The 12,903-nt window shown below is 54.2% G+C and carries 14 protein-coding genes; 6 read left to right on the forward strand and 8 right to left on the reverse strand.

Annotation, left to right across the window (positions count from 1 at the left end):
* Positions 1-4: 4 nt before the first annotated feature.
* From gatE to E3E25_RS03430, 5 genes are all read right to left on the reverse strand, one after another.
* Entirely contained in the window at positions 5-1,894 is a 1,890-nt protein-coding gene (gene gatE / locus E3E25_RS03410; RefSeq protein WP_167891823.1) for a Glu-tRNA(Gln) amidotransferase subunit GatE, read from the reverse strand.
* Positions 1,891-2,337 carry a type II toxin-antitoxin system VapC family toxin gene (locus E3E25_RS03415; RefSeq protein ID WP_167891824.1) on the reverse strand — a complete coding sequence of 149 codons (447 nt, stop codon included), beginning with the start codon at positions 2,335-2,337 and terminating at the stop codon, positions 1,891-1,893. The genes gatE and E3E25_RS03415 overlap by 4 nt, the downstream gene beginning before the upstream one ends.
* Positions 2,330-2,548, reverse strand: a complete 219-nt coding sequence (locus E3E25_RS03420) for an antitoxin family protein (protein ID WP_206204603.1) — start codon at positions 2,546-2,548, stop codon at positions 2,330-2,332. Before E3E25_RS03420 ends, E3E25_RS03415 begins: the two co-directional genes overlap by 8 nt.
* On the reverse strand, positions 2,548-3,867 hold the full coding sequence (gatD, locus tag E3E25_RS03425) for a Glu-tRNA(Gln) amidotransferase subunit GatD (protein ID WP_167891825.1): 1,320 nt from the start codon (positions 3,865-3,867) through the stop codon (positions 2,548-2,550). Before gatD ends, E3E25_RS03420 begins: the two co-directional genes overlap by 1 nt.
* A 105-nt stretch (positions 3,868-3,972) precedes the next feature.
* Positions 3,973-4,266 (reverse strand): transcriptional regulator, encoded by a 294-nt coding sequence (locus E3E25_RS03430; RefSeq protein ID WP_167891826.1) that lies wholly within the window; start codon positions 4,264-4,266, stop codon positions 3,973-3,975.
* 45 nt (positions 4,267-4,311) lie between these two features.
* On the opposite strand from E3E25_RS03430, the gene E3E25_RS03435 reads away from it, so the two are divergent.
* The 5 genes from E3E25_RS03435 (at position 4,312) to rsmA (ending at position 7,777) form a co-directional block, all read left to right on the forward strand.
* Entirely contained in the window at positions 4,312-5,472 is a 1,161-nt protein-coding gene (locus tag E3E25_RS03435; protein WP_167891827.1) for a tRNA pseudouridine(54/55) synthase Pus10, read from the forward strand.
* A 135-nt stretch (positions 5,473-5,607) separates the two neighbouring features.
* Positions 5,608-5,904 carry a 50S ribosomal protein L21e gene (locus E3E25_RS03440; protein WP_088180131.1) on the forward strand — a complete coding sequence of 99 codons (297 nt, stop codon included), beginning with the start codon at positions 5,608-5,610 and terminating at the stop codon, positions 5,902-5,904.
* Between the two features lie 2 nt (positions 5,905-5,906).
* Positions 5,907-6,269, forward strand: coding sequence for an RNA polymerase Rpb4 family protein (locus E3E25_RS03445; RefSeq protein WP_167892644.1), 363 nt, complete (start codon positions 5,907-5,909; stop codon positions 6,267-6,269).
* Positions 6,270-6,338: 69 nt separating this feature from the next.
* A complete protein-coding gene (locus E3E25_RS03450; protein ID WP_088180133.1) occupies positions 6,339-6,959 on the forward strand; it encodes a DUF655 domain-containing protein in 621 nt (206 codons plus the stop codon).
* Positions 6,956-7,777: a 16S rRNA (adenine(1518)-N(6)/adenine(1519)-N(6))-dimethyltransferase RsmA gene (gene rsmA, locus E3E25_RS03455; protein ID WP_167891828.1), complete on the forward strand. Its 822-nt coding sequence runs from the start codon at positions 6,956-6,958 to the stop codon at positions 7,775-7,777. Before E3E25_RS03450 ends, rsmA begins: the two co-directional genes overlap by 4 nt.
* On the opposite strand, the gene E3E25_RS03460 is transcribed toward rsmA, so the two are convergent.
* A complete protein-coding gene (locus tag E3E25_RS03460; protein ID WP_167891829.1) occupies positions 7,778-8,320 on the reverse strand; it encodes a ferritin family protein in 543 nt (180 codons plus the stop codon). It abuts the gene before it with no gap.
* A gap of 87 nt (positions 8,321-8,407) precedes the next feature.
* Between E3E25_RS03460 and E3E25_RS03465 the strand changes: the two genes are divergently transcribed.
* Positions 8,408-10,153: a radical SAM protein gene (locus E3E25_RS03465; RefSeq protein WP_167891830.1), complete on the forward strand. Its 1,746-nt coding sequence runs from the start codon at positions 8,408-8,410 to the stop codon at positions 10,151-10,153.
* On the opposite strand, the gene E3E25_RS03470 is transcribed toward E3E25_RS03465, so the two are convergent.
* Both E3E25_RS03470 and E3E25_RS03475 read right to left on the reverse strand, forming a co-directional pair.
* Positions 10,143-10,922 carry a hypothetical protein gene (locus E3E25_RS03470; protein WP_167891831.1) on the reverse strand — a complete coding sequence of 260 codons (780 nt, stop codon included), beginning with the start codon at positions 10,920-10,922 and terminating at the stop codon, positions 10,143-10,145. The genes E3E25_RS03465 and E3E25_RS03470 overlap by 11 nt on opposite strands.
* Before the next feature lie 45 nt (positions 10,923-10,967).
* Entirely contained in the window at positions 10,968-12,785 is a 1,818-nt protein-coding gene (locus tag E3E25_RS03475) for an S-layer protein (RefSeq protein WP_167891832.1), read from the reverse strand.
* Positions 12,786-12,903 lie beyond the last annotated feature (118 nt).

The following is a 12,903-nucleotide window of genomic DNA, read 5'->3' on the forward strand; positions in this document are numbered from 1 at the left end:
GGCCTTAGGAAGCGGCCTCCTGGATCTTCTTCCTCACGAGCGAGCTGACTAGCTTTCCGTCCGCCCTTCCACGGAGCTTTGCCATCGCTCTGCCCATGATCATTCCCATCGCTCCCATCCCTTTGGCCTTGATGACCTCGATGTTCGCCTGAACGACCTCGTCTATTATTCTCTCAACCTCTTCCTCGCTGAGCAGCGTTAGGCCCTTCTCTTCTGCCACCTGGGCGGCGCCCTTCTCGGGGTTCCTCGCCAGCTCCTTGAAGATCTCCTCGAATGCTTCCTTGGCTATCTTCCCTCTCATGTAGAGTTCGAAGGTTTCCCTAATGTGCTCGTCGGTGATGTTCTCAACGGGAACTTCCTTTTTGAGTCCCTTGAGGACCACCACGAGGATTGAGGCGGCTAAAGATGGCTTGATGCCCTTGGCTACCAGCTCCTCGAAGAGCTCATCGCGCTCGTCGTTCACTAGGGTCTCGGCAAGGCTTCTGTCTAGCCTATACTCCTTCACGTAGCGCTCAACGCGTTCCTGCGGCAGCTCCGGCAAATTCGCCAGTATCTCGTCCTTCATCTCGTTAGTTATCAGTATCGGCGGTATGTCTGTTTCCGGATACATCCTGGCCTTGCCCGGGAGCGGGCGCATGTACTGGGTGTTTCCATCCGGCAGGGCTCTCCTGGTCTCCTCTGGCACTCCCTCGATGGCCTCCCTCGCGCGCTGGAGGACCTCACGGAGGGCGTTCTTTGCGGTCTCCTCTTCAGCTGCAACGAGAACGAAGGCATCATCTTCGTCGAGTCCGAGCCTTTCGATGACGGCCTTGACCTCTTCCTCCCTAATTCCATAGTTCGGTAATTCGTCGATGTGGAATATGCCCTTCACGTACTTCTTGGCCCTGTCGGCCATCTCGGTGCCAAGCCTCCTTCCGGGCTGTATCTCCTTACCTATAAGTCCGCGGAACTTCGGAAGCTTAACTGCAAGAACCTTTCCGCCTTTCTTTACCGTGCGGGCGATTATCTTCGAGCCGGTGTTCTCGAATATATCCGTAACGTCGTGGAACTCCTCCCTTATGTCCTCGGGCTTGACCCCGCGCTTCTTCAGCTCGTCCCTTATCGCTAGAAGGTTCAGCTGCCTCTCAATCTCGCGCTCGATGATGACGGGTATCATGTCCAGCTCCTGCACACCTTTGATTTCGACCCTTGCACCTCCTCTGATGGAGACGTTGAGGTCCTGCCTGATGGTTCCGAGACCGCGCTTGACCTTTCTCGTAGCCCTGAGCGCATCGCCGATGTACTTGGCAACCACCTTTGCCTGCTCCGGGTGGTGTATGTCCGGGGTCGTGCTTATCTCAACGAGGGGAATGCCAAGGCGGTCGAGGCGGTAGATTACCTCCTTCTCCCTTCTCTCAACGATACGGCACGCGTCCTCCTCAAGGCATATCGTCGGTATTCCAACGCTTCCCCAGGGGGTATCGACCTTCCCGTTCATGGCTATTATCGCGGTCCTCTGGAAGCCGGAGACGTTTGAGCCATCTATGACTATCTTGCGCATGAAGTGGACCTCGTCAACAGGAGTGGCGTTGAGGAGGTAGCTTATCTGGAGAGAGACCCTGAGTGCCTCCTCGTCGGGCATGTGGGGCGGTTCTTCGTCGATGTAGACGAGGTCAGTAAGCTCATAGTTCCCCTCGTAGATGTATGTCCTGCCCTTTTTGAATTCTTCAAGCGCGGCTGGATCGATTTCACCGAGCTCGCTTATCGTTGGCCTGAGCCTGCGCTGGAATGTGAAATCAACCTCTTCGCTAAACTCACTCGGGACGGGTGAGAACAGCTTTTTTGTGTCCAGCTGCCTGTGGATTTCAAGGCCAACCTTGAGGCCAAGCTCCTCGTAGTTGAACTTCCCGGTCATCTTAACACCTCCAGTGGAGTTCTCAAAAAGTCATCATCAAAGGTCGCTATCTTGTCTATCCCATAATACTCACAGGCTGATACAATCAGGGAATCGTTTGGGAGCAGACCAAACTTTTTGCGGATATCCCGGGAGAGATGCATTATCTCCCAGTTCTCGTCGAGGAAAATCAAAACATCCGATGCAAGAAGGGAATCCAGGAGTTCATCAAAGGTTTCTACGGGCTCATATAGCTCAGGGTTCTTGGCGAGCTCCTTTCTGAGCGAGTAGAACCTGTAGCTTCCAGTTAGTTTGGTATAGTTTCTTGCAAGCAGCTGAAAGGCAACCTCTCCGTATATCGTTGGCGTAATCGCGAGGATGTACTCACTGACCAGTCTCTCCATCAGTTCAGTTCCGCGTTTCTCCCCGAGCAGGTAGTCTATCCAGACGTTTGAATCAACCATCACCGGCTCTCTTGAGGATGTGCTCATGGTACGCCTCCTCCCAGTCTATGTCCCCGACATCCTTCAGCCCTCTAAGCGCTCCAGCGTATCTCTTAATGGCCTCTTTGGGGTCAGCTATGAGTATCTCCACCTGGGTCCCCTCAGGCAGGTCCACCTTATCGAGGGGCTTGAAGACCCCGTTCCTGTAAACCGCTCTGATCCCCACACCCATCACCTCAGGAAAGTGTCAAACCTCGTGTAGGGGGTTATCTCTCCGGCGTAGTTGGTCAGCATCATCTCGCGGATTTCCTTCGGGTCGTCGGTGTGGCCGAGAACCCACATGAGTTTAACATAGGCAGTCTCTGGGAGCATGTCCTCGCACGGAATCACGCCTGCCTTTAGGAGTCTTCTTCCGGTGGAGTAGACGTTGAGGTTCACCCTTCCGTAGAGGCACTGGCTGGTCATGCAGACGCTGAGGCCTTCCTCAGTGGCACGTTTTATGGAATCTATGAGGTAAGTCGGAACGTGGCCCAGTCCGGTACCCTCGATGACGATTCCCTTGTATCCCTTATCAACAAAGAAGTCTATGACCTCAGGCTGGATTCCTGGGAACGCTTTGACGAGGGCTACGCGCTCCTCCATTTCGTCGTCCACCCAGACCTCGCTCTCGGTTCTCCTCCTGTAGTCGCTCCTGAGGAACTCGATTTTGCCTCCGGGCCATATCTTCGCTATAGGAATGTCGTTTATGCTCCTGAAAGCATCGCGTCTGCTCGTGTGCATCTTCCTTGCCTTGGTTCCGCGGTGGGCCAGGCAGTAGGTATCGCCGGTTTCGCCGTGCATGACAATGGCAACCTCTCCGAGGTCTGCAGTCGCCATTCTGACCGAGCATATCAAGTTCATAGCCGCGTCACTGCTCGGCCTGTCGGAGCTCCTCTGGGAGCCAACGAGGATAACCGGCTTGCCTAGGTCGCGGAGCATGAAGCTGAGCGCCGAGGCGGTGTAGGCCATCGTGTCCGTTCCGTGGGCGATGACAACTCCATCTTCCCCGTTGTTCAGCATTCTGGCAACTTCATGGGCTATCTTAATCCAGTACTCTGGGCGCATGTCTTCGCTCATTATGTTGAAGAGAAGCTTCGGTGTTATGTTCGCTATATCAAATATCTCGGGGACGGCCTTGGCGAGCTCCTCCGCGGTGAAGGCGGCGTGAACGGCGCCGGTCTTGTAGTCAATCCTGCTCGCTATTGTCCCTCCGGTTCCTATTATCGCAACGCTTGGAAGGCCCGGCTTCTTGGGAAAGATCTCCTCGAACTTCAGCTCCTCCCTGGGGGCGGCCTTCTCGATCACCTCGACCTCCAGGATTTGATCCACGAGGATTCCGACGTTGTATCCGTTGTCGAGCTTCAGCGTGAGCGTTTCGCCGCTGGATAGCTCGTAAGGATTCATGACGATACCCTCATAGACGCTCGTGTTTCCATTCTCCTTTTCGATTATTCGGACGTGATCTCCGACTTCAAGGCCTTTCTCCTTCATAAACCTCTCAACTTTGCGCATAGCTCTCCCTCCGGGGAATAGTGCGTTCAATCCAATATAAACCTTCGGGCTGGACAAGTGACAAAATCTGGCCGAATTCCCAGGTAAATCCTGTCGGAATGACAACTATCTGGCCTCAATCTTAAACCTTGGCTCCTCTATCCACTCAGACTTGCACCTCGGACAGCGGGAGGGGACGTTTATCTCCGGCCTGAAGACGAAGCCGCACTTCCTGCACTCGGCTGGCTTTATGAGGAGCACCTTTCCCTCGTGTTTCAGTGTTCTCTGAATGGCCTTCAGGTCCTCGATGATAACCCTCTTAGCCCCCCTTCCCCTCAGTTCGAGGGCCAATGCAAGCTCTCCCGGTGAGTAGTCCCTCTCCTCCAAAAGCTTTATTATGCGCTGCCTACGAGTCATCATCGCGAGAAGCTCTGACTGGCGAGATATAAATCTTAGGGTGGGAGCATGATAATTGAGAACGCCGAAAGGGTGCTTGAGTCTCATGGACTCTGCAACCACTGCCTGGGGAGACTCTTCGCGAAACTCGGCAGAGGCACGAACGAGGAGCGCGGAAGGGCGATAAGGTTCGTTCTCAATATGGAGCGCTCAGCTAAGGGGCTGCCACCGATTGAAGAGCCCGAAAGGTGTGAGCTCTGTCAAGACATCTTTGAAAGAATTCCCGAGCTCGTTGGAGATATGAAGAAGGCGGCTGAAGGTATCGAGTTCGAGACGTTCCTCGTCGGTTCCCGCTTTCCCGGGGAGATACGCGAGATGGAAGAGGCCATCTGGAGGGAATTCGGAATCGATACAGCCGAGCCGATAAACCGTGAGTTCAACCGCGAGCTTGGAAAGGCCTTTGGTTTGGCCACCGGAAAGGACACCGCCAAGAACCCGGACGTTGTTTTCATAGTTGAGGCCTACTCCGGAAAAATCGAACTCCAGATAAACCCTATCCACATCTACGGTCGCTACCGGAAGCTCGTGCGTGGAATACCTCAGACACCCTTGCCGGACTTTGAGGACAGCGTCGCCTCAATAATCTGCCGTGCGTTCTCCAGGGCGAGCAGGGGGAAGTGCGTCTTCAAAGGTGCCGGGAGGGAGGACGTTGACGTCCGTATGCTCGGAAACGGACGGCCGTTCATAGTTGAAATCAAGCGTCCCAAACGAAGGAGACTCGACCTTGACGCGATAGCGAAGGAAATAAACGCGAGCGGAAAGGTAGAGGTCCTGAACCTGCGCTTCGTTTCACCGAAAGAAGCCGAAGAAGTTCTCACCCGGAATCACCGCAAGGAATACCTTGCCCTCGTCCGTGTTGAGGAGGGGGTAACACCCGAGGAAGCTGAACGTATTGCCCGGGAGCTCGGAGGCCTTGAAGTTCATCAGCGGACTCCCTGGCGCGTGAGAAAGGCTAGAGCGGACAGGGTCAGGGTCAAGAGGGTTCACGAGGCCGAGGCAAGGTGGCTGGATGAGAACCACTTTGAGCTCAGGCTCGTCACTGACGGGGGTCTTTACATCAAAGAGCTGGTATCGGGGGACAGAGGCCGCACAAAGCCCTCTGTGAGTGACCTCCTCGGAAAGTCCGCCTGGTGTGAAAGGCTGGACGTGCTGAACATCCTCGATGACTGAAAACTTTATAAACGGTTCTCGCCGATTGGATAGCGAAGCCATAACAGGCTTAGTTGATATGCCGAAAAGGTTCGAAAAGCTGGATACGTCTTTGCGTCCGTTGCGCGATGGATAAAAATCCGTGAGGTGATGGGAATGGTCAAAAAGGCCCACAGCTTTAGGAGGAAGACCCGCGGGAAGCTCAGCAAGAGCCCCAGGAGAAGGGGGCTTCCGCCTCTCACCAGGTTCCTTCAGGAGTTTGAAACCGGGCAGAAGGTCCACATAGTTATCGAGCCGAGCTATCACAGGGGAATGCCCGACCCGAGGTTCCACGGAAGAACCGGGACTGTAGTTGGTAAGCGCGGCGACGCCTACGTCGTTCAGATTAAGGACGGCGGCAAGGTTAAGACCTTCTTCATCCACCCGGTTCACCTTAGGGCCCAGAAGGGATGAGCATGATCGGGAGAAAGAAGCTCGAGGAGCGGTACCTTACGGTAGCCGAAACCAAGGAGCTCCTCGAGAGGCGCAAGGCAGAGGGGGTGGAGGAGAACCCTGAGGAGCCGATGTTCTACGAGGCTAGGGTTAGCCTTGAGCACGCCGAGCGCTTTGCGAAGCTCAAGCCCGAGCAGGCGGTTGAGCTTAAGGGGAAGCTCATGGAGCTTTTCGAGTGGATGGATGAGAGGTTAGCAGCAAAGCTCGTTGACCTGATGCCCGAGGACTACTTCGACGTAAGGGTAATCTTCAGCAAGGAGGACTACATGCCCACCAAAGAGGAAGCCGAGGAGATAATAAGGCTCCTTGACGACTACAGGGAGTGACCTCTTCTTTTCCTTTTCCTAGACAAAGTATAAAAACTCCGGGAGGGTATAACTTCTGGGGGAGAGACAATGGATAGGTACCGGAGACATTCTTACAGGGAAAGCCTCGAAAAGAAGAGGCGGAACGTTGAGTATGAGGAGTACGCCTACGTGCTGGACTATCTGCCCGAGGGTTACACCGATTTGAGGACCGGAAGGCGAACCGGAAAGCCCGTGGCGCAGGTTATAGGTGAAAAGGCCTTCACGCTCCTTGAAGTTGCCCCTAAGGAGGATCTCATGCTCTATGAGAGGGTCTTCATAGGTAAAGGCCAGAGGGACAAGATTCTCATGATAAACAAAAAGATTCACTACGATGAGCTAACGGCCACGGCCAAGGCCGAGCTTCCCTATGTTGTTGAAGAAATCGTTAAGAACAACGAGGAGCGCTTCGTGCAGTTCTTCAACATGGCTCCTCCAATAACCAACAGGCTCCACAGCCTGGAACTGCTGCCCGGAATTGGAAAGAAGCACATGTGGGAAATACTGGACGAGCGCAAGAAGGAGCCTTTCAAAAGCTTCGACGACCTCCGTCACCGTGTTAAGGGACTCCCCGACCCGGCAAAGATGATAGCCAAGCGCGTCGTCGATGAGCTTGAGGGCAAGGACAGGTACAGGCTTTTCGTCGGTTCCAGGAGGATATTCCGCGTATGAGGGAGCGCCTCTTTTCTCTCATTTCCAAATACAATCTGAAGGCTAACTCTGCTCTCGGACAGAACTTTCTGGTAGTGCCGGATATAATCGAACGGAACGTCGAAAGGGCCGGACTGAAGGATGACGACATCGTTCTCGAAGTTGGCCCTGGTCTCGGGGTCCTCACCGATGCCCTGAGCAAGAGGGCCGGCAAGGTCTACGCCATTGAAAAAGACCACCGCCTCATTGAGATACTCCGGAAGGAGTATGACTGGCAGAACGTCGAGATAATAGAGGGCGACGCACTGAGGGTTGAGTTTCCGGAGTTCAACAAGATAGTCTCCAACCTTCCCTATCAGATTTCGTCCCCCATAACCTTCCGCTTTTTGAGGCATGAGTTCGAGAGGGCCGTTCTCATATACCAGCTGGAGTTCGCCCAGAGGATGGTGGCGGAGCCGGGGGATAAGAACTACTCCCGTCTCTCATTGATGGTTCGGGCGAAGGCCTATGCTGAGCTCGTGGAGCGCATCGGTAGGGGTGCCTTCTGGCCGAGGCCGAAGGTGGACTCCGCAGTAGTGGTGCTAGAACCCAAACCGAAAGACGAGCGGATAGAACTCAACGAAGACTTGGTGAGGGCGCTCTTTCACCACAGGAGGAGTACGGTTTTGGCCGCCCTGAAGAAATCCCACCATATGCTCGGCATTGGCAAGGATGAATTCAGGAGGGCCAGAGAGGTTCTCTTCACGATGCCCCATGCCAAAAAAAGGGTCTTTCAGCTCACTCCAATGGAAGTTAAAGATATCGAGGAGTTTCTCGTTGCGGAAAAGATTCTGGGCTGATTACTCCTCCGGCTCGGTTCCAAACAGGGTAACGTACAGGTTCCTTAGTTTCTGATAGTGGCCATTCTCTATGTTGGCGAGCCATATCAGCGTTGCCTTGGAGTTCTCGTCCTCGGTTCTCTCCGACAGATACCGGTAAACGTCGTGAGCCAGCTTCTCGGTTCCCATCAGGTACTCCAGAATGTCCCGGAGGCCGCCGTGGTAGACCATATCCCTAAGCCGCTCCTCGGAGAGCTCTACCTCAAGGGCAGGCAGAGTGACCTTTGGGGGGTTCTCAGTTGGAAACATTTCCTTGAACATCTTCAGCAGGGCCTCCGCGTGTCCCAGGCTCTCCTTGTAGAGCTGGAAGAATAGCTTGGACACCCTCTCATCCCAATTGACATCGCGGCTTAGCTGGTAAAGTTTGTGGTACATCTCCGCCTCCTTTACTTCCTGATCCATCCAGTATGCCAGCAACTCCTTGTGATTTAGTTTGGAGATTGCCGTGAGTATCTCTCTAAATTTTGCCTTTTCCCTTTCAGTCTTGTATAAGGATGTCTTCATGACTATCCCCGAATACGTTACGGGTTTCTCGTGTTTATACTTTTCGCCGGCGATTGATTTTTAAAAGGCTCCGGGAAACTCCACACCATGATAATCGCCATCATCGATGGTTACACTGATGAACCTGCGGGCCTTGGTGTTCCGCCTTACTTGGGAATATACCCGCGCTATGCCTACGGAGCGATTAAGAAAGCTAGACCTAACGCCGAAGTCTTTTACCTCACCATAGACGACCTAAGGGCGACGTTCGAAGGTGAAAATGGGATAGCCACCAAAAACAAGACCCCCAACTTCTCCCAGGTACAGAGAATTCTCCAAAAGGCCGAGCTCATCATTTACATCGGGGGCCTCCATACCCCCGGGAAGTACCTCTCAGCGATTCCCTCCCAGGTTGAGGAAGTTGCCAAGTTCCTGAGACCTTTCCCGGGAATTAAAATCCTCGGCGGACCGGCTTTCATGGGGTCGGCCCATGCCGGTGGTACGAGGATAAGCTCCCGCGAGTTAACCTTGGCTGAAACGGTTTTTGACCACATAGTCTACGGAGATCTTGAGGCGTTCCTTTATGATTTCCTGAGGAATCCCGGGGATGCAGACCCCTTTCGCTTCAGAACCTATGACGAACTCAGAGACTACGCGATTCTTGGAGCCGAGGTGGTCAGGCAGTTCCCCGATTACCCCGATTTTGTCATAGTGGAGATTGAGACCCAGCGCGGCTGTCCAAAGGCGGCGGGAATAGGGGGTTGCTCCTTTTGCACGGAGCCTGTGAGGTACCGGAAAGTTGAGAACCGGCCCATAGGAGATGTGGTTAAAGAAGTGGAGGCACTCTACAGGCTTGGCGTCAGGCACTTCCGGGTTGGAAGGCAGAGCTGTATATTCTCATATATGGCAAAACCAAACGGTCGTGTTCCAATCCCAAATCCTGACGCCATTGAAAAGCTATTCAGAGGAATCCGCTCCGTTGCACCGGACGTTAAAACCCTCCACGTTGATAACGCCAATCCAGCGGTTATAGCCAACTATCCTGAGGAGGCAATTATGATAGCAAAGGCCCTGATAAAATACGGAACCTCCGGCAACGTGGTGGCTTTCGGCCTTGAAAGTGCCGATCCTAAGGTTGCCAAGCTGAACAATCTGAACGCAACTGCCGAAGAGACCTATGAAGCCGTTAAGCTCCTCAATGAGATCGGGGGAAAGAGAGGCCCAAACGGTATGCCGTGGCTCCTCCCTGGAATCAACATCATCTTTGGCCTGCCAGGAGAGACCAAGAAGAGCTACGAGCTGACGTTTCAGTTTCTTAAGCGCCTTCTGGAGGAGGGGCTGATGGTCAGGAGGATCAACATACGCCAAGTGGTCATCTTCCCCGGCACTCCTCTCTGGCACATGAGGGGGAAGGTAAAAACCGAGAAGCACAGGAAGCTCATCCAGCACTACAAGTACAAGATACGGCACGAGATTGACCTTCCAATGCTGAAACGCCTCGTTCCAGTGGGGACCATTCTTCGCGATGTCCGTGCTGAGGTCGTTGAGAACGGCCTGACTTACGGCAGGCAGATCGGGAGCTATCCCCTCATCGTGGGCATCCCCAAGGAAATCGAGCTTAACAGGTTCTACAACGTTCTCGTCGTTGGACACGGTTTCAGGAGTATCACCGGCGTCCCGGTTCCTATAAACGTGAACACCGAGACTCCCAAGGTTCTTCAGTACCTGCCGGGCATCGGGAAGAAGAACGTTGTGAGGATCCTTTCAAAGCGGCCTTTCAGGGACGAGAACGAGTTCTTCCTCACGGTGGGAAGGGATAAAAGGGAGATACTGGAGGGACTGATCACCGTGTAGCTGTACTGTTCTCCGGCCAGGAGAACCCTATGATGTTTTCTACCAGCACAACCTCTGCCCTCAGCGTTTCGTCGGTGGTTCCCTCTATTACCAGCGTGCCCTTCCGGGGGGCGAATATTCTGTTCTCCGTCGCACCCTCTGCCGGTCCGATGAGGATTACCACCAGATGATTCTCGTTTCCTAGCTTGCCCCGGCCTATGTCCACCTTTGTCCAGAAGTTCAGGTAGGCTTTTCTGTATCTGAGCCACGTTTGATTGAATGCATACTGCTTGGCGGTGGCGTTATCGTATCCCAACTGGAGCCCTCTGATGTAATAGTTCGTTGTGAATATGTTGGATACCACACCCGATATCTCCGAAACGGTGAGAGTTCTGTATCTGCAGTCCCCCACGTACAGCTGGGGAGCATCTTTGCAGTTGGTGACGGAGGGATCGCCCATCACTATGGTGAAGTACTCGTAGAAGCTTCTGATTGTCAGGTTGAGGTCGACCTCTGGGCTGCCGGTGATGTAACTGTTCACGGTGATATTGAAGAGCTTTGAACCTGCTGGGGGTTTCGTGCCCTCCTCAATCAGCTTCTGGTACTGCTCCGCGGTCAGCGTATAGAACTGCCCCGAGGGTGTGTATATCATGACATATTGCGTGGATGCCCTAGGAGTTCCTGGATGTATCACTGCACCGAAGCTATGGTACGAGTAAAGCACGTAGCTGATGGGAGCAATGACCACCAAAAGAACCACAAGAACCACTGCGAATCTCTTTTGATCCAATGTCAAAACCCCCAGAAAAGGGAATTAAAAGAGAATGAAAGGCCTTCAGAGGCCAGCGAGGTACTCCATAAGGGCCTCGGCGGCGACCTTGGTCTCGTCCCTGGTGGCACCAGCGACGATGACGACGTCGTAGCCGCCAAGGGCGTCCTGGATGTACTCGATGTCACCTGGGCTGTTGTACCAGTCAACCTGGCTGATGTTCTGCTCGACGAGGTACTTGGTGAGGCTGTTGGCAACCGGACCACCGATGAGAATGAGGTTGCTTCCCGGGTCGTCCATGTTGACCTCGTAGTCCATGACGGTTATCGGGCTGGTGACCGGCTTGAGGGTCATCACGTCACCGTAGATGCCCTCGACCTTGTAGTCGGTGTCGAGGACGTCGTCGCCGACCTTGAGCTCCTTCTCAATGACCTTGCCCTCCTTCTCCTTGAGGCAGATGTAGGCGTAGGCAACGATGAAGTCCTTGTCCTCGGGGTCGCCACCGTTTCCGTTGATGTCCCAGTCGGTGTATCCAGCATCCTTGAGTTTGACCTCGTTGAGGGTCTTCATCTCGAACTTGTAGAACAGGTTGTAGGTGCCGAAGAAGTCCACCGGGTTGCCCTTGAGCTCGTCCTTGTTGGTGAGGGTTATGTTGGTTATAGTATCGTTGTTAACGGTGTTGATGGTCATTGCCCACTTGATGCCGTCGTAGGTTATAGTGTTGCCGCTCTCCCAGGTCTGGACATCGACCCTGGCGGCGATGCTTGCAATGAGGTGGCCGTCGATACCGACGAAGGTGTCGAGGAGCTTGAGGACGACCTTACCGTCGCCGAAGATGTCAACGTCCTGGCCCTCCTCCAGTATCTTCTGGTCGCTCTCCTGGCCGGTGACGGCGTTCTTGACGACGACGAGGGCCCTCTGGTCGATGATGCTTATGTCGAGGACGGTGACTATCCAGTCGGTGCCCTCGATGGCCTGCGGCTGGCCGACCTGGTACCAGGCCTCCCCCTTGTCGAGACCGGCGGTGAACTGGCCGTCGCCGACGCTGAGGACGTAGAAGGTCTGGCCGAACACGGTGAAGGTGTCGCCGGCCTTGACGCCCTCTTTGTAAACCTCACTGCCAACTAAGTTGTCCGGGACGTCGTTGGCGTCGCCTATGACCCACTTGGTAGTGTTCTGGTACTCGGGATCGACACCCCACTCGGGGTAGCCGTCCAGGACCTTGGACACCTCCCAGTAGGTGTAGTTGTAGAGTTTGTAGTCAACGAACACGGTAACGTTGCCAGGGGTGATGACTATGTCAGCGTCCTTCGGCGGGTAGGTCTTGTCCCAGTCGCTCGGGTTCTTGGACTTGAGCTCGATGTTCTTGACGCTTATGTCCCAGTCAATGAGCTGTTCATCCTTGATCTTGTCCTTGTCCTTAATCTCAACGGTGAAGTTGTACCAGGACTTCCAGTCATTGTAGGTCATGTCGTAGCCGGCACCGTTCCACCAGTAGTCGGCCGGAAGGTCCTCGTACTTGTAAACCCAGTCAGCAACAGCGTCGTGGGCCTCGATGGTTGTGTAGTTGTAAGCGTAGATGGTGTCCTTCCAGATGGTCTTGGGTGCGTACTCGGCCTTGACCTTGACGTAGCCGTTCTGAACCTCGGCCTGCTCGCTGGTGTAGAGCAGGCTGCCAAGGGCAACGGCTATATCAGCGGCGCTGGCAACATCCATAGCAGCAGCGGTACTTCCAACGACGATTTTAACGTTCGGGGTTCCGTCGGCGTTAACGAAGAAGTCCTTCGGTATGTTCGGGACGGTCGGCTGAGCGCTGGCAAAGCCCATGGTGGCTCCAACCATTGCGGCACCAATTGCAAGGGCCGCGATCTTCTTCACTTTCATTTTCCCAACACCTCCTTAAGCTTGGGCTTACGCCCTGGGATGGTCTAATATGTATTGTCAATGACTTTCTACCTGGTTAGGGTATATATACTTTTCGCTTTCAGACCCTTTCTCCGCT

The sequence above is a fragment of the Thermococcus sp. MAR1 genome (assembly GCF_012027305.1).
Taxonomy (GTDB): domain Archaea; phylum Methanobacteriota_B; class Thermococci; order Thermococcales; family Thermococcaceae; genus Thermococcus.

Bases quoted from the DNA above. Each gene is read 5' to 3' on its own strand.
- gatE (WP_167891823.1), bottom strand. From the start codon at position 1,894: ATGACCGGGAAGTTCAACTACGAGGAGCTTGGCCTCAAGGTTGGCCTT.
- E3E25_RS03465 (WP_167891830.1), top strand. From the start codon at position 8,408: ATGATAATCGCCATCATCGATGGTTACACTGATGAACCTGCGGGCCTT.
- E3E25_RS03475 (WP_167891832.1), bottom strand. From the start codon at position 12,785: ATGAAAGTGAAGAAGATCGCGGCCCTTGCAATTGGTGCCGCAATGGTT.
- rsmA (WP_167891828.1), top strand. From the start codon at position 6,956: ATGAGGGAGCGCCTCTTTTCTCTCATTTCCAAATACAATCTGAAGGCT.
- E3E25_RS03420 (WP_206204603.1), bottom strand. From the start codon at position 2,548: ATGGGTGTGGGGATCAGAGCGGTTTACAGGAACGGGGTCTTCAAGCCC.
- E3E25_RS03445 (WP_167892644.1), top strand. From the start codon at position 5,907: ATGATCGGGAGAAAGAAGCTCGAGGAGCGGTACCTTACGGTAGCCGAA.
- E3E25_RS03415 (WP_167891824.1), bottom strand. From the start codon at position 2,337: ATGGTTGATTCAAACGTCTGGATAGACTACCTGCTCGGGGAGAAACGC.
- E3E25_RS03435 (WP_167891827.1), top strand. From the start codon at position 4,312: ATGATAATTGAGAACGCCGAAAGGGTGCTTGAGTCTCATGGACTCTGC.
- gatD (WP_167891825.1), bottom strand. From the start codon at position 3,867: ATGCGCAAAGTTGAGAGGTTTATGAAGGAGAAAGGCCTTGAAGTCGGA.
- E3E25_RS03440 (WP_088180131.1), top strand. From the start codon at position 5,608: ATGGTCAAAAAGGCCCACAGCTTTAGGAGGAAGACCCGCGGGAAGCTC.
- E3E25_RS03450 (WP_088180133.1), top strand. From the start codon at position 6,339: ATGGATAGGTACCGGAGACATTCTTACAGGGAAAGCCTCGAAAAGAAG.
- E3E25_RS03460 (WP_167891829.1), bottom strand. From the start codon at position 8,320: ATGAAGACATCCTTATACAAGACTGAAAGGGAAAAGGCAAAATTTAGA.
- E3E25_RS03430 (WP_167891826.1), bottom strand. From the start codon at position 4,266: ATGATGACTCGTAGGCAGCGCATAATAAAGCTTTTGGAGGAGAGGGAC.